The sequence below is a fragment of the Methylophaga lonarensis MPL genome, from assembly GCF_000349205.1.
Lineage (GTDB): Bacteria > Pseudomonadota > Gammaproteobacteria > Nitrosococcales > Methylophagaceae > Methylophaga > Methylophaga lonarensis.
Window position 1 is genome coordinate 39,504 of record NZ_APHR01000013.1, and the last position, 22,377, is coordinate 61,880.

The following is a 22,377-nucleotide window of genomic DNA, read 5'->3' on the forward strand; positions in this document are numbered from 1 at the left end:
TAGTCACAAAAAGCTGTTTCAGCCTGATGCTGTTGTGGCTGGTACGAATATATCCGACAAGCCTGAAGGTCATCTTACTGCTGACCACGAAGTTTGCGCCAGATTCTCCGAACAGCCTTGCGACCAAACCGGCGTTTGAAACTGACCTTGAAATCGTAAAGATAGAACGGCAGCAAGTTTCTGAACGTCAGTTTTTGCGGTTTGAAGCGCTGACTGAAATACATGCCGAGCAGTTGATGTCTACCGGGCCAATGCAACTTGTTACAGATACGCGCTAAATCAGACAGACAATATTTGAAGGCAATGCCTTTGTTGAAAAAGCGTGCCCGGTTGATATCCACCAGCGTGAATTCAAGCCTGGCGTCAGCATGTTTTTTCACCAGAATATTGCCACCGGCCAGATCCCTGAACCAAATACCGCGACCGTGCAAATGCAGTAAAAATGTCGCCAGCTGCTGATAGGCATCCTTGTCACTGATTCCGTCAAACTCGGTGTGTCCTTCTGCAAAGGCGGACAGCATTTCCCGGGCTGTGAAGTCGTAATCAACGCGCTCACAAATGAAGTAGTTATTGAGCTGGGATTCGTCACCGACTTTTTCAAAATAAGCGATAGGCTTAGCGGTGGGTACGTTGCGTCGCAGCATTTCTCCGGCTGCGTTCCAGCTTCTGTGTGCTTTGGAAGGTTTATGCCGATCCAGCAAGCGCTTATGCGGATGCATTTTCAGCGGTTTTTTGACAACCAATTGTTCGCCGTTAATGCCAGTCACTTTCCAGATAGCATTGCGTGCTTTACGCAGCAGGCTTTGTTCATCGGCAGCCGGAAGATTATCTGGATGCAACTGTGTGCGGATCTGTTCTGCCTCTTCGGCACTATTGGCGACAATCATGCCGCGCCAATCAGCGTCGTTGACGACAAAATACTGTTTGTCCGGCCAATGTCTGTAAATATGCTCAACCCGAGCTGGCGAGTGATAAATGTTAATTGGCTGAGTGGTGGTCCAGCGAAGATACACTGGCGCTTCGGTGATGAGATCCGGCAATTGTGACAAGGCTTCACCATCGCGGCTGAAGCAAGCGGCTGTCGCCAGATCAGCTTCTGAATACAAGTCACTCAAGGCGACGGCCTGACCATTCACCGTCCATGCGGCATGAATCAGATGCTGATCTTGCTGGAACACATGTATCTCAAGCTGATCGGCTGTTTGCAATGGTCCCAGATAAACGCTGGCTGGAATCAGACGGTTAAATGCCTGCATTGCCTGGAAAGCAGGCCGAACTCTGAAATCAGTCACCTGACCTGACACACTACGATAGTGAGTGATGCGTTCCAGTTCTGGATAGCTGCCAGTACCATCATCAATCAGACCTTCACGGGCACAAATCAGCGGTCCCCAGTTGACCTGATCAAACGCGCCAGAAGCGGCCAGCAGAATAAAATAGCGAGACAGGTAATCAGCCTGCTTTTGTTCACTGTTAAGCAGCAGACGTTCAATGCGCGGCAAGGTCCAGAAGGCCGCAGGAGTGACCATCTTTTTGACCCCGAAATGGTCATTGATTTTACGCAGCAGGCGCGCTTTTTTGACCAGGTTGAATCGAAGTCGGGTAGCCAGTTGGATGCCCAATATCCGGTGATCAAAGCGTTCCGGTTCAGTGACCCGTTCGCTGAACAGGTTGTTGGTATGAATATCCGGCAATTGACCCAGCGCGCGAAACTCTTTGAGCATGGCGATGTTGTAGAGCGGCTCAAAGTCAGAAATATTCGGCCCTGCTATCGCAATGCCCTGTGCCGACAGGCAGCGCCAGGCAATATCCCAGGCATTAAAAAAACTTTGTGTATCGTAGCCCGCCCAACGGCGACGATTGCAGGTTGCGCCAATTTCCACCGCTGCGACCCGCTTGCCATAGCGACTGGCAATCATGTTGATAAAGTCTTGCCAGCGCTCTTGTGCGGCTTGTTGTTTCATTTGCTGTGCTTCACGAAACGGCTGCACCAGACTTAGCAGCACCTTGACCTCGGTGTTGAGTAATCGTTCCAGTAAACGTGCGACAGCGCCATCTTCATCGCCATAGGTGAAATCAAGTCGGACTTGTTTTAACTTGAGTACCCGAATCGCTTCCAGCACGACTTCATCGGTTGCCGGGTCATCATTGGTGGTCACACCGACACCGACAAAGTCTTCGGGAATTTGATGGCCACCCTGCGGAATATGACCGTTGCGGAAAGATAAGCCGCCAGTCAGAGCATAGGGCAGGGCATGTCTGAGCAGACGGCCATTCATTACAGGGCCGTTTTCTGGCAAAGCGGTGTTTTCAGTCGACGAGGGCGGCTGGTTCATTCAGATCAATCCAGTAGTCATGGTGGCGCGGTGGTTTTCAGTGTTTGACAGCAGATTTATTGCGTCTAAACAGGGCTTTGAGTTTGGCACTCAGTTTGTGGAAAAAACGATGTTTGCTGCTGGCTTTTTCGCTGGTCAAAAAGTTGATTTGAATCGAACGGCGGGTGCCTTCATAACTGGGATAGCCATGCCAGCAATTATCAGTGACTTTAAACGCTACCAGCGATCCCGGCCCTGGCGTGATTTCAGCGACATAATCATCCATGTTCTCTCCATCTCGCAGCATACGCAGTCGACCGCTTGAAGCGGTCCATTCGTCATTGAGGTAAATCAGGATGGTGACCAGCTTGGTTTTGGAGTCCGTGTGAATACGGCCGTCTTTTTTTCGTGAATAGCCGCGAAGCGTCATCATCATCGGCAAATCCATGACATCTACAGCAAATTTGTCACGAATGATCTGACGAAATTCCGGGCTGTCGATCGATTGCAGAAACTGCTGGAATCGTGGACTGATTTCAACATCATCCACATTGAAACTGCCGCCATCCTCAATGCTGGGAAAATCTTGCAGAATCCCGGCAAGCTGCGTGTCGTCGATACTGCGTTCAACGCTGAAAAAAGGAAACGGATCAGTTTGAACCGGCGCTGAACGCAGGGATTCAATATTTAAAACAGTGCTCATGGAAGGCCTCAACGCTGCCAGTTTGGATCATCAGAAAATACACGCACCATGATAATACAACCACTGATATTGTGCTTTTGCTTATTCAGATGCTTGTTGAAACAAATGGCTTCTGGCACCGCGGTTACCACGGGCAGGCGACGGTCGGGCAGGCCAGTCTCAGCTTGCTGGTCATCCAATGCTCGCATGGTTTGATGGGTTGATTGCAGGTGGGAGTTGTCAGGCGCAATAGAGAGCCCACAGGCTGCGGCACTGCGAGCCTGCTGCGGACATTGCAATGCTTTGAGTACATGGGCGCGGTTGTTCCAAAGGTCAGCTTGCAATGGGTTTTGCGCCAGTGCTCTGGCAAACACCTCATCTGCGGCGCGGTAATCTGATTGCTCGTATAAAAGATTGGTCAGTGCAATGGTTGAGCTTGAAGATGAAGGCCATTCTTGATGAGCGGTCTGATATGCGGTCAGCGCGGCTTCAGTCTGGCCGGTCTGTTGCAAATCATAAGCACTGCGTAACCAGTTTACTTCATTGACAGTGGCGGGCAGTTGATGAGGGTCGACAATCACCAGTCCCCAGTAGTCAGTTCTGGCCCAGGTGCGTTCAAAGGTGGCCAAGGCGGTTGTCATGCGTTTGGTTTCGGCTGAACGCAGGATGACAGTTTGCTGGTTCAGATCAAAACCAACCACCACAGCGTAATGCCAGAAAGGCATCCAGTTATAGCCAAGGTTTTGCATCACCAGCACCGGGTTGCCAGCCTCAACCTCGCTGAATAAATCGCTCATTGATGGATTGATTGGATAAGCGACCAAACCTTGTCGACGTGCGGCTGCCGTCATTTCAATTTGCAGGCTGCCTTTACGCTCTGGCACATAGACCTGAGCGGTCAGTTCATCGGGGCTGATTTCAATATCCCGAAAATTCAGCACCGTGGCCAAAGCCGCCGGGCCACATTGATATTCGGTTTGGGGGAAAAACGGCACATCAAAAAGCTCGATGTGGGGCTCGGCATGATCGAGCTGCATCAGTTGCTGTGTCTGTGGCGTGTGGCTACAGCCTGATAGCAACAGCATCAGCAAGACAAAAAAAACACCCAGCCGTGGCTGGGTGTTGGTGGTCAAAAATACCGAGGTCATTATCTCACTGGGCGTACGAAAGAGAAGATGTTGGTTGCGCCAATCGCATCAGTAATCACAAAGACGACAAAGATGATGACGACGACACCCAGAACACCGGCACCGGCAGGCAGATCAGCCAGTCTTTCATTCAGTTGGGCAACTTCCAGATCCGTCATGCTGTTAACACGTTCTGCCGCTTGTTCCGCCGAGACGCCCATTGCCAGCAGTTGTGATTGCACATCGTCACGATCCAGCAAAGCAATCAGCTGAGCACGGTCATACTGGCTTTGTTCTACGGCAATCACATCAGGCGTTGAAATCATCGCGGCTTGTAGTGGCAAGGTGGTGGTGCCGAAGAAAGCAAGAATCATAATCCAGCTTGTCAGTTTGCGTTTCATAAATCACCTTTCATTGTTGAGGTTAAAAAATGGTTCAGCTGGCAAGCGGGCTTGCCTTGTTCACTCATCTGGTGCGTTCAAGTATGCAGTCTGTGTGCATTTGATGTTGTGTGATGGTTCAAAAATAGCATTCATCAGCCAGTTTGAAAAGTATAAATATTGTAAAGTTCATTTTTTAACTTGTTGAAAACTATGTTTATTGTGTGGTTAATTTTGGGGCTTTGTTGAATTTCCATGAACAAACACGCCTGTTTGCTTGTCGGCTTATGGCATGAGTGTTGCGTAATTTTGTCGTGCAGACTTGGCCTGAACCAGGCGGTTTGCAAATTCCGCGCAATCTGTTCATTGTGAAAATGCAATTGTTTTGAATCCAGAACAGCAGCCACCAACGCTGTTCAAACCGGGGAGGGACCATGTCAGATGTCTGGCAGAAAACCATCACCACCGCACAAAAAATCCGACGTGAGCTTCATTCCGAACCCGAGCTGGGTTGGCAGGAGTTCAAGACTGCGAGCCGAATTCGCGAGTATCTGAGCACCCTGAATATCAGCTGGCGACCGTGTGCAGGCACTGGCACGCTGGCTACTCTCAATGCTGAGGCCAAAGGGCCACATATCGCCTTGCGTGGTGATATTGATGCCTTGCCGATTCAGGAAGACACCCAGAAAAGCTGGACATCTCGGCAGAGCGGCTGCATGCATGCCTGTGGTCATGACGGACATACTGCAACCTTATTAGCGGCTGCCAGTTGGCTGAAATTCCACGAACATAGTCTGCCCGGACCGGTAACGCTCATTTTTCAGCCCGCTGAAGAGGGCGGTCACGGGGCCAGAGAAATGATCAACGACGGCGCGCTGGAAGGCGTCGATAAAATTTTTGGCTGGCATAACTGGCCAGCCATTCCGTTCGGCCAGTTGCTGTGTCCTGATGGTCTGGTGATGTGTGGTAACGGCACTTTTGAAATACACCTCACGGGACAAGGTGGACATGCCAGTCAGCCAGAGTTATGTCGAGATCCGGTGCTGGCGGCCAGTGCAATTACCTTGAATCTGCAACAGATCATCAGCCGCAGACTGGCACCACAGCAAACCGCCGTGGTCAGTGTGACTTCAATTAATGCGCCCAGTGCGGCCACCGTGATTCCACAAAATGCCATGCTGGGTGGCAGTATTCGTGTGCCCGACCGGGTCACCCGTGATGAAGTGAATCGGCTGATTACCGAGATCAGTCAACAAACAGCGCTGACTTTTGGCGTTGCTGCAGATGTGCATATCAGTCCTCGTTATGACGCGACGATCAACCACGCTGTCGAAGCCATGCAAGTGCGCCAGACTTGGCAGTCGCTTTATGGTGAGCAATCCATTGACAGCCTGACAACTGTGCCAATCATGGCCTCAGAAGATTTCAGTTATTACCTGCAGGAAATTCCCGGTGCCTTTGCCCTGATTGGCAGTGACGATGGTCCTGATCACCAATCACCCTGTCACAGCCCGCATTACGATTTCAATGATCGACTGATCCCGCTGGTCAGTTGTCTGTTTTCGCGCCTGGTTGGCGCACCTGTTCCGGAGGAAGCATTCCCCGACATCGCTTGATTTTCAGAGGAGAAGCCAATGAGCATATTCGAGCAACGAGAGTCCGCCATTAAAGCCTACTGCCGGGTCTACCCGACCGTGTTTGATAAAGCAGACAACGCGCGGCAAACCGACGAAAACGGCAAGCAATATATCGACTTTTTTGCAGGGGCCGGAGTACTCAACTTTGGTCATAACAACCAACGCATGACAGCTGCTGTGGTGGATTATCTGCAATCAGGTGGCGTGATTCACAGCCTGGATATGCATACCACCGCCAAACGTCGTTATATGGAGCACTTCACCGAGACCATTCTGAAACCTCGCAACATGACACATCGTTTGCAGTTTATGGGGCCGACCGGCACCAACTCGGTTGAAGCCGCCATGAAACTGGCTCGCAGAGCTACTGGACGTCAGGATATTGTGGCATTCAGTCATGGCTTTCATGGCATGACGCTGGGGGCATTAAGTGCCACGGCCAATCAATATTTCCGAAATGCTGCTGGCGTGCCGCTCAACCACGTCAAGCACTTTGCTTTTGGTTGTGACAAGCCTTGCCCCGGCTGCGAACTGGGCTGCGGCATGAACAGCATTGATCAACTCAGGGCCATTTATACCGATAGTTCCAGTGGTATCGCACCGCCTGCGGCATTTTTACTGGAGACCATTCAGGCTGAAGGCGGCGTAAAAGTGGCCGATAAAGACTGGATTCAGGCACTGGCACAATTGGCAAAAGAAGTCGGTTCATTATTGATTGTTGATGATATTCAGGTGGGCATGGGCCGCACCGGTTCTTTCTTCAGCTTCGATGATTTGGATATTGATCCGGACATTGTTTGCCTTGCCAAAGGCATCGGCGGTCTGGGCACACCCATGGCGATGAATCTGGTCAAACCTGAGTTCGATGATCACTGGTCGCCGGGTGAGCATACCGGCACATTCCGTGGGCAAAACTTGTCTTTTGTCGCTGGGGACGTCGCACTGGACTACTTTGACGATGATGCGCTGATGAACAAGGTGCGTCAGGACGGCGAAACCGTACTGAAAAAATTGCAGCCGCTGGCCGAGCAGCACGATGCCATCAACATCACCGGCAAAGGCATGATTGTCGGTCTGGATGTGGGCGATGGCGATCTGGCCAAAAAAATCGTTGCCCAGTGTTTTGACCAAGGATTGTTGATTGCCAGCTGTGGCACCGGCGGCCGGGTGGTCAAACTGATTCCGCCGCTGACTATTCCTGATGAAGATTTGCAGCAGGGCCTGGATATTCTCGCCAAGGTCACCGACAGCGTGATGCACATGGAGGCAGCGGCATGAGAGAACGCAATGATATGACCTTCCCGTTTGAGGAATACGAACGACGACTGAGCGAACTGCGTCAACGCATTGCCGAGCGGCACATGGATGCCGTGGTGATTTCCGATCCGGAAAACATCATGTATCTCACCGATTATCAGACCACGGGTTACTCGTTTTTTCAGGCACTGGTGGTGCCGCTGGAAGATGAGCCGTTCATGATCACCCGAAAACTGGAAGAATCGAATGTGATTCACCGAACCTGGGTGGACATCACCCGGCCATACCCAGACACCGGTGACGCGATTCAGATGCTGGTGGATGCGCTGCGCGAATTTGGTTTGGATAAAAAACGCATTGGCTATGAGCGTAATAGTTATTTCTTTCCGGCCTACCATCAGGACTGCATTCACACCACGCTGACCGAAGGCAAGCTGCTGGATTGTTTTGGCATCGTCGAAGAAGGCCGAGTGTGCAAATCTCCAATGGAAATCGCTCTGATGCAAAATGCTGCGCGGGCGACCGAAGCGGGTATGCAGGCAGGTATTGAAGCCTGCAAAGCCGGCGCTACTGAAAATGAAATCGGCGCAGCAGTCAGTGCTGCCATGTTCATGGCCGGTGGCGAACCGCCAGCCGTGATGCCTTATGTCACTTCAGGCCCACGCACCATGATTGGTCATGCCACCTGGGAAGGTCGTATTGTGCAGCCGGGTGAGCATGTGTTTCTGGAAGTCGGTGGCTGTTACCGTCGTTATCACACGGCGATGATGCGCACCGTTGTGCTGGGTGAATTATCGCCCTCGATGTACAAGGCACAGGAAACCATGAAAATGGCGCTGGACGCCGTGCACAGCAAATTTCAGCCGGGCATGACGGTATCCGATGCGGACAACCTGATTCGCAACATCATCACCAAAAATGATATCGGTGCCCGCTTGGTGACCCGTTCCGGTTATTCCATCGGCATTGCCTTCCCGCCCAGTTGGGATGAAGGCTACATCGTCAGCCTGAAACAAGGTGAATCGAACGTGCTTAAGCCGGGCATGACCTTCCATATTATCCCCTGGATGTGGGGTGTGGATGGCGACAAAACCTGCGGAATTTCCGACACCATTCATATCACTGAAGATGGCTGTGAATCATTTTTCACCATGGATCGTGATTTTGTGGTCAAGCCAGACGAGGGGCAGCAGAAGCTGATCTCGCTCGATACCGCCAAGTCAGCCAAGAAATCCACCGCCGCAAAAACAACTGCAAGCTAAGAGGTCGTCATGCTCACAGCAACAGATCCCTGTACAGGAAAAAAACTGGGTGATATCCCATCATTAAAGCGAAGCGAACTGTTTGATCGCATAGGCGAGGCATATTCAGCGGCCCCTGCATGGCGCGCCATGAGCTTTGAATATCGGGCACAAGTGTTAAAAGCAGTGGCAAAACAACTGCGTGCCGAAAAACAGCGCCTGGCCGAATTGATGGCCACCGAGATGGGTAAACCCATCAAGGAAGGGCTGGCGGAGGTTGAAAAAGCCGCTTTTTGTGCCGAACACTATGCGGATAATGCCGAGGGTTATTTGGCCAGAGAAGAACTGGATTCAGATGCGTCATTAAGTTATGTCTGTTATCCGCCGCTTGGCACCGTGCTTGGCATTTTGCCGTGGAATGCGCCGGTGTGGCTGGCTTTTCGCTTTCTGGCACCGGCCTTGATGGCAGGCAATACCTGCGTGATGAAGCATGATCCCAATGTGCCCTACACCGCAGCCGCTATTGCCGATGCCTTTGTCAAAGCCGGTGTGCCAGACAACATTATGGTCAATCTGCCGGTTGAAACCTCGATGGTGGAAATGGCCATTGAAGATCAACGCATTGCCGCCGTTTCGTTCACCGGCTCCAGCGGTGCTGGCAGCAAAGTCGCAGCCAAAGCTGGCAGCGTCATTAAACCCTGCGTACTGGAATTAGGCGGTAGCGATCCATGCATTGTGCTGGCCGATGCCGATTTGGAGCGCGCAGCCGATATTGCCGTGCTGTCCAGAATCATCAATGCCGGACAGTCCTGCATTGCCGCCAAACGCATTATTGTTGAGGCTTCCATTTATGACAGCTTTATCGCCAAGCTGAAAAGACGCCTTGCCAAACTGCAACTGGGCGACCCGTTATCAGAAGAAACCGATATTGGCCCGATTGCCCGCAAGGATCTGCAACTCAATCTGCATCGCCAAGTGCAAGACACCGTTGCCGCAGGCGCCAAATGCCTGTTGGGTGGCGATTTACCAGAACAGGAAGGCTTTTTTTACCCAGTCACTTTGCTCACCGATGTAACGCCAAATATGACGGCTTTCAGAGAAGAAACCTTCGGCCCGGTGATGGCGGTTATTAAGGCAAATGATGCCGAGCATGCACTGGAATTGGCGAACGACACCGAATATGGACTGGGTGCGGCCGTGTGGACCGACAATGCCGGTCTGGCAGAACGAATGGCCATGCAACTCGAAGCAGGCCAGGTCGCCATTAATGGCATCGTCAAAACCGACCCTCGACTGCCCAGTGGTGGCATCAAAGCCTCCGGCTTTGGCCGTGAGTTAGGACCACACGGTATCCGTGAGTTTGTAAACGCCAAGCAAATCTGGATTAAGTAGCACGTCTTTATGGCATAACAGTGGTAGGTTGCGGCTGAGCCAAAGCGAAGCCCAACAATCACAGCCACCACTCTATCCGAACCGTCATTCTCGCGTAGGCGGGAATCTGAATTCAGAAAGAACGATGCAGCAGATTCCGGATAAACGCCGAGCGTTTTCCGGAATGACGGGTGTAGGCAGGAAGCACGTTTCGGCCACGACTACCGTAGGTTGCGGCTGAGCCAAAGCGAAGCCCAACAAAGACAGCCACCACTCTATCCGAACCGTCATTCTCGCGTAGGCGGGAATCTGAATTCAGAAAGAACGATGCAGCGGATTCCGGACAAACGCCGAGCGTTTTCCGGAATGACGGGTGTAGGCAGGAAGCACGTTTCGGCCACGACTACCGTAGGTTGCGGCTGAGCCAAAGCGAAGCCCAACAATCACAGCCACCACTCTATCCGAACCGTCATTCCCGCGCATGCGGGAATCTGAATTCAGAAAGAACGATGCAGCAGATTCCGGACAAACGCCGAGCGTTTTTCGGAATGACGGTGAAGGGACAGCGTGTTGCAGGCATGACTACCGTAGGTTGCGGCTGAGCCAAAGCGAAGCTCAATAATCACAGCCGCCAATCTATCCGAACCATCATTCTCGCGCATGCGGGAATCTGAATTCAGAAAGAACGATGCAGCGGATTCCGGACAAACGCCGAGCGTTTTCCGGAATGACGGGTGTAGGCAGAGAGCATGTTCGAGGCAGGACTACCGTAGGTTGCGGCTGAGCCAAAGCGAAGCCCAACAATCACAGCCGCCACTCTATCCGAACCGTCATTCTCGCGCATGCGGGAATCTGAATTCAGAAAGAACGTTGCAGCAGATTCCAGACTTTTCCGCACCCAAAAACACAAACCATTGTCTTTTCAAAGAAAAAATTCGGAATTATCCTCAACATCGAGAGTCGCAATTCAGGTCGGTTATTCACTTTTCACAAAACCGCTGGTCTCGATTTTATAAACCTAAAAACGCTTGGAGGCATTATGGATATCATGAGCTTGATTATCTTTTTGGCGATTGGTGCGCTGGCTGGTTGGCTGGCCGGACAAATCCTGAAAGGGCGCGGTTTTGGCCTGCTTGGCAATATCATCGTGGGCATTATCGGGGCGATGGTGGGTGGTTTTGTCTTTGGCTTGCTTGGCATTACCACGGGCGGTTTGCTGGGAGCCATTGTGACGGCAACCATTGGCGCGGTGATATTGCTCTACCTCATCAGCATTATCAAAAGAGTCTAAAGCTGCTCGCCGTGGTGCGAGTAATCTGAAAAGGTCTATCTCCAGAAGCTATCGAAGGGGAGGGTTTGATGCACAATCGCTTCACACGCAGACAAGGTCTCAAACTGCTCGGCGCCGGTCTGGCGGCGTCAATGTTGCCCTCATGGTCACTACTGGCGGCAAGTAATGAAAACCGCCTGCTCAAACGCTATTCAAATCATGACAAAACACTGCCAGTGATTGGCCTGGGTACCTGGCGTACGTTCAATGTCGGCAGCGATCCACAATTGATGGATGCACGCGCCGAAGTGGTCAAAGCTTTTTTCGAGCTCGGCGGCGGCATGATTGATTCATCCCCCATGTACGGCTCAGCGCCGGACGTGATGGGACATGCTTTAAACAAGCTGGGCACGCCAGACACGCTGTTTTCCGCAGAAAAAGTCTGGAGCCCCGCTGGTGGTTCGGCGTATGAGCAAGTCGCTGATTTAAAGTCACGCTGGCAACTTGATTATTTTGATCTGGTACAGGTGCACAACCTGACGGATTGGCAAGAACATCTGGCGGCGCTCATGGAAATGAAAGCCGAAGGCCGAATCGGTTATGTCGGTATCACCACTTCACATGGCCGTCGTCATCAGGACTTTGAGCAAATCATGGCATCGGAAGCTATCGACTTTGTGCAACTCAGTTACAGCATCAATCAACGTGCCGTGGAAAACCGCTTGCTGCCATTGGCACAAGAAAAAGGCATCGCGGTCATCGCCAACCGGCCATTTGATGGGGGACGTCTGATTCAGGATCTGAAACGACGAAATACCCCCTTGCCTGAGTGGGCAGAGGCCGAATGCGGCTGCACCAGTTGGGCCGAGTTTTTATTGAAGTTTATCGTCAGTCACCCGGCCGTTACCTGCGCCATTCCAGCCACGACACGGGTCGAGCATCTGCGGGAAAATATGCGCGCCGGACTTAATCCCATGCCTTCGGCCAGCACCCGAGAAAAAATGGTGCGCTATATCGAATCGCTATGAACGACTGGTCCAGCTATCAGCTACAGGATTTTATTCCTTTCACTGTCGATATTTATCTGCGCCTGCTGGAACGCCTCAATGAGAGTTTTTGGCCACTGCAAATCCTGACATTGTTGTTGGGTATCTCCGCACTGTGCTTGGCTATAAGACATCACAGCCGATTGCTATGCCTGCTTCTGGCACCCATCTGGGCGTTTGTCGGCTATGGCTTTTTTATCCAGCACTATGCCGAACTTAACTGGGCCGGTGGCAATATCGGCTATTTTTTCTTCGCCCAGAGTTTGCTATTGCTACTAGTGGCTCTCAGTGGGGCTGGTGTCGATAAATCACCAGTTAAACAACACATACTCACCACCCTGCCAGTCGTCATCGGCTGGGCCATTGTTCTTGCAGGCTTAATCGCGTTGCCAATGTTATCGGTGATGATCGCTCACACATGGACACAAGCAGAAATCTTCGGCATTCACGCCGACCCAACTGCCATCACTACACTGGGGTTTGTCTTGATAGTATTCAGCGGCTGGAGACTCTGGCTGCTGTCACTGATTCCAGCACTGTGGCTGTTAATTTCAGCACTGACATGGACAGTGCTCGGCACCACGTGGAGTCTTATATTGTTCAGTGTATTGGCAACAGCACTGCTCGGATTGCTCTGTAAAAGCGTTGCCGGTTGGATGATGAAGCAGGATCAATTTATATGAAGCTCGACTTTAACTGGTCACGTTTAGAGTCTTTAACTGTCCTGAATCTTTATCAAATCATCAAAGCCCGCGAATCGGTGTTTGTGGTTGAGCAGCAGTGCCCGTATCAGGAAACCGATGATTTGGATCTGCACGCCTGGCATCTGACTGTTTCAGTAGCAGGAGAACTGGCCGCTTACGCCAGAGTGATAGCGCCGGGCACAAAAGGTGGTCAGCCATCGATTGGTCGTGTGATGACCGTTAAAAAATTCCGAGGCAAACAGATTGGCCGGGCACTGATGCACGAAGCCATCCGATTCACTGAGCAAACCTTCCCGGACACTGACATCAAAATCTCAGCACAGGTTTATCTGCAAACCTTCTATGAATCACTGGGCTTTTATGTTGCCAGCTCACCCTATGATGAAGATGGTATTGCCCATATCGATATGATCAAGCAGGTCAAAGATTTGCCATAGCGCCTCAAACAATAGGCCGGAGAGGCCAAAAAATGCTGCTAGCTTTGGTTTTTCGGTCGCTGCTGGCGATGTTAAGCCTCAGATGACCAGTCTTGCGGAATTACGTCAATGACGTATATTGTGCTTTATGTTTACCATCATCGAAACGCCTACATTCGAAGCAGATGCCAGTAAAATCTGGACTGAGGAGGAGCGAAGTGCCTTCTTTGCCTGGTTGGCAGCCAATCCGGAAGTTGGTGATCCTATTCCTGGTAGTGGCGGATGCAGAAAGGTTCGGTGGTCGGTAGCGGGTTCAGGGAAGCGTGGTGGAGTAAGAGTTATCTACTTCACCAGACTGGCAAATGGTGAGATCTGGCTGTTGGTGATCTACAAGAAGGCCGTCAAGGAGAATATCCCCGCGCATATCTTAAAATCGATTCGTGAGGTATTGGAAAATGAGTAATGAGACTCTGAGCGCTGAGGAGCTTGGCAACAAGCTGCTTCAATCCGTCAAAGAAATGAAAGCCGGCAAAGCTGCACGAACCAGTCGTGTTGAAGCCAATGAGGTGGCAGAGGCGCGCGGCAAGACTGGCCTGACACAACGAGAATTCGCCGAGGTGCTGCATATTTCTCCTCGCACGCTGCAAGAATGGGAACAGGGTCGACGTAAACCCTCTGGCCCGGCAAAGGCACTTATCGAGATTGCTTTCCGTCATCCAGAGGTGATCCGGGAAGATCACAAACTCAGGGGCTAACAATCGGCTGTTGTCGGATTGCTGGGACTCTATATCAAGAGGGTACTCGATCGATTTGCTCTTGGTAGGGGATATAATCGATGTTGTCTAACCCTATTGGTCTTGTCCATATCGTTATGATCAAGCAGGTCAAAGATTTGCCCTGATTGCAAAAGCAGTAGTACAGTCAAGCCACGGACCGGGGGGATTCGAAGCCATGGATCAAATAATTGCTTTTCAGCAGAGACAGCTTTTCTCAGTTGAGCCGCCCTGCGACCTCAATTCAGCACACGATTTCTCCACCAGTTATTCCCGCCCGGTTAATTTCTTAACACAGTCCAAATGGCCTCTTTTTTCCAGAGCGCTGAAATTAAGATTTGAAAAATCATTTAATTTTAATCGGTTAGCTGGGTTGACTGTAATTGGTCAGGAATTAAAAGGCCGCCCGCTAATAATTATTATGAGGCCAACGGCCTTATTAACACGCTGTTAGCTCTGAGGGAAAGCTATGGATCTGACATGGGGAGCGATTGGTAAAGTCATGGCTGCCGGCTTGGCAACCTACTTTTTGTTGCCCGCCATACTCATCCTCCGAGATTTGATTCTCTGGAAATTGGTTGGGGCTTTTATCTTGAACGAAGACCTCAGGCGTAAGCTCAAGAGGTATGTGCAGATAGCCTACGAATGGAACAGTAAATATGCCGTTCAGAGCAAAGCACAGACAGTGGGCGACCGGACTACCTATACCATCGACGGGAAAGAGGTCAGCAGTGAGGAATGGTTTCGACACTTCTCAGAATCAAACCAGATCGGCCAAGAGCTCAGAGAACTGAAATTTGAGATAGATAGGAAAGCCAGGTTTTTGAGGTGGCTTCTTAAGCATTACCAGCAGGATGATTCAGACCCAATTAACGATTGGAAACGAAAGGAATTCGAGCGGTTGAATGCAAAAAATGGTGCTGAGAAGAGCTAACCAGTCGGTCAACCGGACGCCAAAAGCGTACCGCTTTTGGTTCCCTCCGCTGGCGCTCCGGCGCCGGTTACCTAAGCGTTATGCCTTAGGCGGTAACGAACAAAAGGATTAAATATGGCTGGAAGACCTAGGAAAGAATTTCAGGAATATCTTACAGAGAGCACAAGTTCTCACGTAAGTCATGCTGACTACTTGGAGTCACCTGCTAGTGCATTTTTGAAACATTCAGTTGAAGCAAAAAGTGCAATTGATCTATGTATTCGCCACTTCCCTAAAAATCAAAATGAAACTTACAAAAAGGATGCGATAGACAGCCTCCAGCACCTTGTTGTTGCCGTACTTCCTACTGTGATGGGGCATTTTGAAACATATCAGAGATACCTATTTGCCGGCACGTTTGATTTGTCCGTATTTCTAGCAAATTTTGATGTCGATGATTTCTTTAAAAAATTATCTAAAGAAACAAACATTCAAATAGATTGGCCACGTTTAGCAGCTCATAGAGCAAGTGGGGCAAGTTCAGTTGGCACTCTCCTCTCAGATTCCATGTCAGGTTGGCACGATCCAGAACGAGTCAATAAGTACTTTGGTTGTTTCGGGCTTCCATATCAGCTATTCACAAATGACGATAAAGAAAGACTTTTAACGTTGTGGCAGCTTCGCCATTCTATTGTGCATACTGGAGGAACATTGACTTTAGCTGATGCACAAAAAGTTGCCTCTTTGAATACATTTGGTGGCCGAAATATATCTTTCGAGAACAACTTTATATTTGAGGTTTCCCGTAAGCTACACCCGCTTGTTCAGGCATCAACAAACGGTTTTGGTAGTGCGTTCATTGGCCGGTTAATAGGTAGTACCACTGAAGAAGATCGTCAAAAAATAGATAAGTTCTTTGAAGTTAAATCAAGTGTAGCCGTTTGGCTAAATTAGCTGCTGGGAACGGCATAACAAACGCGTCAATTGGGACTGGTTTTCCGCTGACGCTCCAAACCAGCCCATTACGCGGGCGTTAGCCGTAAGGATGTGACCGCATGGGAATAGAACATTACAAACTGCCTGATCATCTGAACTATTTTCTATGCATAGAAGAGGATATATCACGGCTGTCCCGGTGGATCGCACTATTTGGGGTCACTATTAGGGGTCAGAGTAAAAATAGCGGACACTTGAGTTTTTACACTGACCCCAAATGTTCAAATGATTCAGAAACGGTCTGTTACTTAACTCCCCGCTTTTAGCAACTTCATTGTTCTGGCGATTTGCTCGGCCAGTGCGTCGAGATTTCGGCCCAAAGCTCTGACCAGTTGTGGGTAGCCATCACCATCAAGTACTGAGCTCAACTGGAATGCTTCTGTTGCCAGAATGTCTCCTTGTTGGTTGAGCAGTTGCCAATGGCCACTGCTGACGGCGATACCGTCAAAATGCCCCTGAAAACGCTCGAACTCAACGGCCAACATCATGGCATTGCTGTCGGATATCCGGTTGCCGGTGGTGACTTGGGTATCTGAAAGTAGCACGGCCAGTCGGTGACGCAGGCCGCGTTGAATTTGTTGGCCGGGCGCTTCTGCCCAGAGATGTTCTCTGGCCTGATGAATACGAATGTCATCCAGTTGCAGCACGATGCCTTCACCATCCAGATAATCTGCCAGTTGCACCGGTTGTATCAGCAGCTTGTGTTGATGTGCACGGTCACTGCCTGCGATCTGGTTGGCGTCGGGCAGGGTATAGCGTTCAACGGCTATCGGCTTGCCGGCGCATGCGGCCAGCAGTAGCAACAACGGTAATAGTGGCAACAGTTTGATGGGCATTGGTATCTTCCTAGTCTCTCGGTGCACGTGGCTGCGGGTCGGCCTCGATACGGCGCTCAAATATCAGGGCATTGGGCTGTTCACCCAGTGTTCTGGCAACGGGTTGCAGATCACGCATCAGTTTTTCCAGTCGTTGCAGTGTGCGCGTCATTTCCTGAACTAACCCTGAGTCTGGCGTCAGGCCCTGCATGATTTGCTGCAGCTCTTTCAGGGTGTCGTTGATGTTTTGCGGAATTTCGCGCGTTTGCGGATCTTCCAGCATCGACTCCAGACTTCGGGTCAGTGATTGCAGGCTTTGTGTGAGCTCTCCGACATTATTGAGCATGTCTTGTGTGCTGCTCATGGTGTTGTCTACCGAGCTTAGCAGTGGCTCAACTTGCAGGTTATTGAGCTTTTCAAGCAAGTCGGCGACTTGTTGCTCGATTTGGGCAAGTCCTGTGGATACTGTTGGCAATACCGGCCGACCTTCAAATGTGGCGGGTTCGTAAGGCTCTGTGATGTCACGCTGGAAACTTAAATCCACAAAAACTGCGCCGGTCAGCAAGTTGCCGGATTTAAGACTGGCGCGCATGCCGGCCTGGGTCATGCGTTCGATGCGTTCTGACCATTCCTTAAGGTCAACCGGATCTCCGGCCAGCAAGCGTTGCGGCTCGATGCGAATCAGCACCGGAATTGCGTAACTTTGTCTGGACATAAAACGCCAGGGCACGGCATGAACGGTGCCAATACGCAGACCGCGAAACTCGACCGGCGCACCTTTTCTGAGACCCCTGACCGTGCCATCTACCATCAATACATACTCAAGATATTTGTTGTAGGCACCTTGTCTTGCCGATTCTTCGTTGGCATAGAGCGTAAACACACTGCTGTCATTGACCGGTTTACCGGGCGGCAAACCTTCCAGCAATCCAAAGGTGACGCCGCCAGTCAGCAAAGATTCCAATGTCGCGACATTCACTCGAAAGCCATCGGCATCCAGTCTTAAATCAATGCCTGTGGCTGACCAGAAACGGGTGCTTTCTGTCACCAGTGAGTCGTAGGGTGTTTCGATGATCAGTTGGTGACGCATTTTTCGGGTTTCTGGCACAAACTCGGTGCTTTCAACCCGGCCCACCACATGATTTTTGTAGGTAACAGGATCGCCCGGCCGGAGTGCCTGACCGAGATCGCTTTCCAGCGTGATGCGCACACCGTCAGCATAGAGCAGTGATGAGGGTGGCTGTTCCAATACCGCAAATTCACGTTGTGGTTCGGTGGATTGGCCGGGTGCCAGTTGGATATATGCACCAGAGAGTACGGTGCCCAGACCGCTGATGCCTTCACGACCAATTCGAGGTTTCACCACCCAGAAGCGACTGTCTTCAACCAGCATGGCTTCAGCGTCGGGATTGATGCGAGCAATAATCAGGGTATGCGTCAAATCATCGGACAGTTTGACTTGTTCCACCTGACCAATATCAACATTCAGTGTTTTGATCATGGTTTTGCCGGCCTCAATGCCTTCTGCATTGGGCATGGTCAGGGTGATGCGTGGGCCAATCCGGTTATAGCTGTCATAGGCCAGCCACAAGCCAATAAACAGGGCAACGATAGGCACGATCCAGATTGGTGACAATCGGGATTGCTTGCTTGAAACCGCCCGGTGAACATCCGGACGTGCTTCTTCACTTGGCGACGTGTTGCTGTCATCACTCATTGTTTACTTTCCTGAAACTGGCGTTGCTCAGTTGATTGTGTTCCATCCCAGATCAATCGGGGGTCAAAGGTCATGGCCGCCAACATGGTCAATACCACGACCGCGCCAAAGGCGACTGCGGCCGAACCCGGCTCAATAGACATAATATTACCTGCTCGAATCAGTGCGACCATAATTGCCACCACAAACAGATCAACCATCGACCAGCGTCCGATAAACTCCGTGACGCGATAAAGCCGGGTTCTGACCGAGGCTTTAAGCTCTTCAGTATGACGCACAATCAAACACAGCCAGCTTAGTGCGATGATTTTGCCCACGGGCACCACCACACTGGCCACAAAGATGATAAGTGCAATAGGCCATGAGCCACTTTGCCATAGCTGCACCACACCGCCCAGAATAGTAGACGTCTGACTCTGGCCCAGCAGCGTGGTGGTCATGATGGGATAGAGGTTGGCCGGAAACAGCATGATCATCGAAGCAAACAACAAAGCCCAGGTGCGTTGCAAACTGTGAGGTACGCGAGCATGCAAAGGTTCGCCACAGCGGCGACATTCGCCATGACCATCAGCATCCAGACTGTTCACCAGACCGCAAGTCGGGCAGCCAGTCATGCCCTGACTGGAGGCAGTTTGGCCGGTTTGAATCTGCTTGGGTGCTTGCGGTTCACCGGCAATGGAAAACCACATCCAGTCCGCATCAATGGAATGTGTGGTCATCAACAGCAAAATGGCAAAGGCGCAAAACGCCCAAAAGGCGATGCCAAACCCGATAGTTGCCATGCCGGCAATTTTTATCAGGCTGACCAGGGCGGCGATGATGAAGACATCGGCCATCATCCACGGATTCATATGTGACAGTGAACGGGCGATACTGCGGCTGAACGGCAGAGGTTTGCCCTGCATCAGACCGAGTTGCAGCCAAATGACTGCAAACAGATAAACCGCCGGTAACACGATAATCGTCAACGCAACGATAATGGCAATGACTGGCTGGTGAAAGCCCAGTAATGCCGTGGCGGTTTGCGTCAGCTCGATATTGTTGCCAAAACCTCGTACATCAAAGCTGACAAAGGGAAACGACACGGCCAGCATTAATGCCACCAGTGCACTGAGTGCCAGGGCCATGCTGCGTTGAGCGGGCCGAAAATGTCGGCGCACAATAGTATGACCGCAGCGAGGGCAAGTGCATTTTTCACCGGGACGCAAGCGTGGCAATACCATGACCCAGTCACATTCATGACAGGCACGTAATCGCCGCGATGAAATACGGCTCTCTGGTGATGCCGGCGCGATATCTGGATAGCCTGTGTTTTGTTGCAGCCGTTCGGTCACTCGAAATCAACTCGCCAGAAAAATAGTGTAAGCCCAGTATAACAATCGTCAGGATTCAATTGCGTTTGCCCAATCAGCCAGCGAAGGGGGAAGACTTCAATGGCTTAACCGGCTACAGTGTAGTACACAATCTGAATCAATCATCTGGAGTTTTAACATGCTGACACTGCTTGCAGGCTTAATTCTGTTTTTCGGGGTTCATTCGACCAGAATCTTTGCTGATGACTGGCGAACCGCGCAAATCGCCAAACATGGCATTTTGAAATGGAAAGCCGTTTATGCCCTGATTTCGCTGATTGGTCTGTGGTTGATTGTGGTTGGCTACTCTGCCAGCAAAGCGGCACCAGAAGTGTTGTGGGTGGCCCCGGTGTGGAGCAGACATCTGGCAGCCCTGTTGACCCTGCCTGCATTTATATTACTGGTGGCGACTTATCTGCCAGCATCGCGAATCAAAGCGAAAGTGGGCCATCCAATGTTATTGGCGGTCAAGCTCTGGGCGCTGGCACATTTGCTTGCCAATGGCACCGTTGCTGCCTTACTGTTGTTCGGCAGTTTTCTGGTCTGGTCTGTGGTTAACTTTGCGGTATCGCGCCGCCGGGATCGCAGACTTGGCATCAGCCGCGCCCAAGGGACGCTGAAAGCTGACATCCTGGTCATCGTGGTTGGTCTGGTGTTGTGGAAGGTGTTTGCGCTCTATCTGCATGTGGCCTTGTTCGGCGTTAAACCGTTTGGTTGATAACAGAAACTGCAAAACGCACGGAAGCGAAAAGATGAACGCGTCCGTATGACTCAATTATCAATAACAAGGAATGACCATGAAAGACATCTTTTACTTCGATTCAATGCTGACGCCCAAAATCATCACGCTGGTTTATTGGCTGATTTTGTTTTTTGTGGTGATTTCCGGTTTAGGCCTGATGTTTAGCGGCAACGGCTTCTTTGGCTTCCTTAGCGGTATTGCTGCCATCATTGCGGGTGGTGTGTTTGCCCGGATTTGGTGTGAGTTGCTAATCGTGTTGTTTAAAATTCACGAAAACATCAAGAAGGTCGCTGAAAAGTAATCTTCACAAAAAAGGGCTCGAAAGAGCCCTTTTTTGTGTTTGCTAAGCCGGTTTAGCGACTGTCAGACTTTTTTGACGAACTGTGATTTGAGCTTCATTGCACCGATACCATCAATCTTGCAGTCAATGTCATGGTCACCGCCCACCAGACGAATGTTTTTGACCTTGGTGCCGACTTTGACCACCAGCGATGATCCTTTCACTTTCAGATCTTTAATCACCGTCACTGTGTCGCCGTCTTGCAGCACATTGCCATTGGCATCACGAATTTCATCGGAACTGTCAGCTACATCAGCACTTGATTCTTCTGACCATTCATAACCACATTCAGGGCAAATCAGCAGCGTGCCATCCTGGTAGGTATATTCGGAATTGCACTGTGGGCAGTTGGCTAAATCACTCATTCATCACCTCGACCAAACCGGCCATTTTACGCTTTCAGGCGTTTTTTTGCCGGATCACGTCTGTTTAATCTTGAGTATAGGCTTGTTGTAAGCGGGAGAGATTCAGCTTGTCCATCGACAGCAATGCTGCCATGACCGCAGGGGCTCGCTGCTGATCCTGCAACATTTCATCGAGGATGGCAGGCACAATCTGCCAGCAGACGCCAAACTTGTCTTGCACCCAGCCACACTGCAGACTTTGCCCAGCTTCGGCCAGCAGACCTTGCCACAAATGATCAATTTCAGCCTGATCGCGACAATCAACGCACAGTGACAGGGCATGACTATAGCTCGCTTCACTGCCACCATTCAGTGCAATGAACTGCTGATCGTAGAGTCGGAAAGTGATCGATAACAGACTGCCTTCGACACCTGGTCCGGCGGATGTGTAATAGAGCCGGTCAATCTCTTCACCTTGAAAGACGGACAGGTAAAACTCTACCGCCTGCTCGGCGTTATCCTTGAACCATAAACAGGGTTTGATAAGTCTCATTTAAGCCCCTTTGCCGCCAGAAATATTGGCCTCATTTTGCAGTTCTCGTACTGGCCGAATTTCAATGCTGCCGTAGCGCGCCGGAGGTATTTTGCCTGCGAGTTGAATGGCTTCGTTGATATCCCGCGCTTCCAGTAAATAAAATCCGGCCAGTTGTTCCTTGGTTTCGGCAAAGGGGCCGTCGGTGACTGTGATTTTGCCGTCCCGTAAGCGGACGGTGGTTGCGGTATCCACCGATTGCAAGGCATTACCGCCGAGCATGTGGCCGCTGGCCTGTAATTGTTCGCCGCAGGCCATGCATTCCTGATTGAGACTGTCCCATTGCTGCTGGGACATCTGGTTCATGATCTGTTCCTGGTAATACACCAATGCCAGATATTTCATGG

Annotated in this window: 24 protein-coding genes; 14 read left to right on the top strand and 10 right to left on the bottom strand. The window is 50.9% G+C overall.

All coding sequences use genetic code 11. The features are described from left to right. Positions 1 to 74: 74 nt before the first annotated feature. From MPL1_RS02845 to MPL1_RS02860, 4 genes are read right to left on the bottom strand one after another with little or no spacing between them, the layout of a single operon-like run. On the bottom strand, positions 75 to 2,336 hold the full coding sequence (locus MPL1_RS02845; protein ID WP_009725623.1) for a lipopolysaccharide kinase InaA family protein: 2,262 nt from the start codon (positions 2,334 to 2,336) through the stop codon (positions 75 to 77). 37 nt (positions 2,337 to 2,373) lie between these two features. Further along, positions 2,374 to 3,018, bottom strand: coding sequence for a 2OG-Fe(II) oxygenase (locus tag MPL1_RS02850; protein WP_009725624.1), 645 nt, complete (start codon positions 3,016 to 3,018; stop codon positions 2,374 to 2,376). An 8-nt stretch (positions 3,019 to 3,026) separates the two neighbouring features. After that, positions 3,027 to 4,145: a PA2778 family cysteine peptidase gene (locus tag MPL1_RS02855; RefSeq protein WP_009725625.1), complete on the bottom strand. Its 1,119-nt coding sequence runs from the start codon at positions 4,143 to 4,145 to the stop codon at positions 3,027 to 3,029. Next, entirely contained in the window at positions 4,145 to 4,525 is a 381-nt protein-coding gene (locus MPL1_RS02860) for a DUF6627 family protein (protein WP_009725626.1), read from the bottom strand. Before MPL1_RS02860 ends, MPL1_RS02855 begins: the two co-directional genes overlap by 1 nt. A gap of 413 nt (positions 4,526 to 4,938) precedes the next feature. Between MPL1_RS02860 and doeB2 the strand changes: the two genes are divergently transcribed. The 12 genes from doeB2 to MPL1_RS02925 all read left to right on the top strand — a co-directional run bounded on the left by doeB2 (position 4,939) and on the right by MPL1_RS02925 (position 16,086). After that, positions 4,939 to 6,120 carry a N(2)-acetyl-L-2,4-diaminobutanoate deacetylase DoeB2 gene (gene doeB2 / locus MPL1_RS02870; RefSeq protein ID WP_009725628.1) on the top strand — a complete coding sequence of 394 codons (1,182 nt, stop codon included), beginning with the start codon at positions 4,939 to 4,941 and terminating at the stop codon, positions 6,118 to 6,120. A gap of 18 nt (positions 6,121 to 6,138) precedes the next feature. Then, on the top strand, positions 6,139 to 7,419 hold the full coding sequence (locus MPL1_RS02875) for an aspartate aminotransferase family protein (protein WP_009725629.1): 1,281 nt from the start codon (positions 6,139 to 6,141) through the stop codon (positions 7,417 to 7,419). Beyond that, the gene (gene doeA, locus MPL1_RS02880; protein ID WP_009725630.1) at positions 7,416 to 8,660 is read left to right on the top strand and encodes an ectoine hydrolase; all 1,245 of its coding nucleotides are present in this window, start codon (positions 7,416 to 7,418) and stop codon (positions 8,658 to 8,660) included. The genes MPL1_RS02875 and doeA overlap by 4 nt, the downstream gene beginning before the upstream one ends. A gap of 9 nt (positions 8,661 to 8,669) precedes the next feature. Then, positions 8,670 to 10,031, top strand: coding sequence for an NAD-dependent succinate-semialdehyde dehydrogenase (locus MPL1_RS02885; RefSeq protein ID WP_009725631.1), 1,362 nt, complete (start codon positions 8,670 to 8,672; stop codon positions 10,029 to 10,031). A gap of 1,018 nt (positions 10,032 to 11,049) precedes the next feature. Further along, on the top strand, positions 11,050 to 11,301 hold the full coding sequence (locus MPL1_RS02890) for a GlsB/YeaQ/YmgE family stress response membrane protein (RefSeq protein WP_009725632.1): 252 nt from the start codon (positions 11,050 to 11,052) through the stop codon (positions 11,299 to 11,301). A 68-nt stretch (positions 11,302 to 11,369) separates the two neighbouring features. Then, positions 11,370 to 12,308, top strand: coding sequence for an aldo/keto reductase (locus tag MPL1_RS02895; RefSeq protein ID WP_009725633.1), 939 nt, complete (start codon positions 11,370 to 11,372; stop codon positions 12,306 to 12,308). Further along, positions 12,305 to 13,009 carry a DUF6064 family protein gene (locus MPL1_RS02900; RefSeq protein ID WP_009725634.1) on the top strand — a complete coding sequence of 235 codons (705 nt, stop codon included), beginning with the start codon at positions 12,305 to 12,307 and terminating at the stop codon, positions 13,007 to 13,009. Before MPL1_RS02895 ends, MPL1_RS02900 begins: the two co-directional genes overlap by 4 nt. Further along, on the top strand, positions 13,006 to 13,467 hold the full coding sequence (locus MPL1_RS02905; protein WP_009725635.1) for a GNAT family N-acetyltransferase: 462 nt from the start codon (positions 13,006 to 13,008) through the stop codon (positions 13,465 to 13,467). The genes MPL1_RS02900 and MPL1_RS02905 overlap by 4 nt, the downstream gene beginning before the upstream one ends. Before the next feature lie 127 nt (positions 13,468 to 13,594). Then, entirely contained in the window at positions 13,595 to 13,909 is a 315-nt protein-coding gene (locus tag MPL1_RS02910) for a hypothetical protein (RefSeq protein ID WP_009725636.1), read from the top strand. Beyond that, on the top strand, positions 13,902 to 14,201 hold the full coding sequence (locus MPL1_RS02915; RefSeq protein WP_009725637.1) for a helix-turn-helix domain-containing protein: 300 nt from the start codon (positions 13,902 to 13,904) through the stop codon (positions 14,199 to 14,201). The genes MPL1_RS02910 and MPL1_RS02915 overlap by 8 nt, the downstream gene beginning before the upstream one ends. 487 nt (positions 14,202 to 14,688) lie before the next feature. Further along, a complete protein-coding gene (locus tag MPL1_RS02920) occupies positions 14,689 to 15,153 on the top strand; it encodes a hypothetical protein (protein WP_009725638.1) in 465 nt (154 codons plus the stop codon). A 114-nt stretch (positions 15,154 to 15,267) separates the two neighbouring features. Beyond that, entirely contained in the window at positions 15,268 to 16,086 is an 819-nt protein-coding gene (locus tag MPL1_RS02925; protein ID WP_009725639.1) for a hypothetical protein, read from the top strand. A 290-nt stretch (positions 16,087 to 16,376) separates the two neighbouring features. Here MPL1_RS02925 and MPL1_RS02930 read toward each other — a convergent pair whose 3' ends face one another. The 3 genes from MPL1_RS02930 to MPL1_RS02940 are packed head-to-tail and all read right to left on the bottom strand — an operon-like array spanning position 16,377 to position 19,994. Continuing rightward, on the bottom strand, positions 16,377 to 16,964 hold the full coding sequence (locus MPL1_RS02930; protein WP_009725640.1) for a PqiC family protein: 588 nt from the start codon (positions 16,962 to 16,964) through the stop codon (positions 16,377 to 16,379). Between the two features lie 10 nt (positions 16,965 to 16,974). Then, complete coding sequence (gene pqiB / locus MPL1_RS02935; protein ID WP_009725641.1) at positions 16,975 to 18,660, bottom strand: intermembrane transport protein PqiB; 1,686 nt, start codon at positions 18,658 to 18,660, stop codon at positions 16,975 to 16,977. After that, the gene (locus MPL1_RS02940; RefSeq protein ID WP_009725642.1) at positions 18,657 to 19,994 is read right to left on the bottom strand and encodes a paraquat-inducible protein A; all 1,338 of its coding nucleotides are present in this window, start codon (positions 19,992 to 19,994) and stop codon (positions 18,657 to 18,659) included. The genes pqiB and MPL1_RS02940 overlap by 4 nt, the downstream gene beginning before the upstream one ends. A gap of 157 nt (positions 19,995 to 20,151) precedes the next feature. On the opposite strand from MPL1_RS02940, the gene MPL1_RS02945 reads away from it, so the two are divergent. Both MPL1_RS02945 and MPL1_RS02950 read left to right on the top strand, forming a co-directional pair. Then, the gene (locus tag MPL1_RS02945; protein ID WP_009725643.1) at positions 20,152 to 20,730 is read left to right on the top strand and encodes an NnrU family protein; all 579 of its coding nucleotides are present in this window, start codon (positions 20,152 to 20,154) and stop codon (positions 20,728 to 20,730) included. Positions 20,731 to 20,809: 79 nt separating this feature from the next. Then, the gene (locus MPL1_RS02950; RefSeq protein WP_009725644.1) at positions 20,810 to 21,055 is read left to right on the top strand and encodes a DUF4282 domain-containing protein; all 246 of its coding nucleotides are present in this window, start codon (positions 20,810 to 20,812) and stop codon (positions 21,053 to 21,055) included. A gap of 62 nt (positions 21,056 to 21,117) precedes the next feature. Here MPL1_RS02950 and MPL1_RS02955 read toward each other — a convergent pair whose 3' ends face one another. From MPL1_RS02955 to MPL1_RS02965, 3 genes are all read right to left on the bottom strand, one after another. After that, on the bottom strand, positions 21,118 to 21,459 hold the full coding sequence (locus MPL1_RS02955) for a zinc ribbon domain-containing protein YjdM (RefSeq protein WP_009725645.1): 342 nt from the start codon (positions 21,457 to 21,459) through the stop codon (positions 21,118 to 21,120). Between the two features lie 64 nt (positions 21,460 to 21,523). After that, positions 21,524 to 21,991 (bottom strand): VOC family protein, encoded by a 468-nt coding sequence (locus tag MPL1_RS02960; protein WP_009725646.1) that lies wholly within the window; start codon positions 21,989 to 21,991, stop codon positions 21,524 to 21,526. Further along, complete coding sequence (locus MPL1_RS02965) at positions 21,992 to 22,375, bottom strand: YciI family protein (RefSeq protein WP_009725647.1); 384 nt, start codon at positions 22,373 to 22,375, stop codon at positions 21,992 to 21,994. It lies immediately after the preceding gene. Positions 22,376 to 22,377 lie beyond the last annotated feature (2 nt).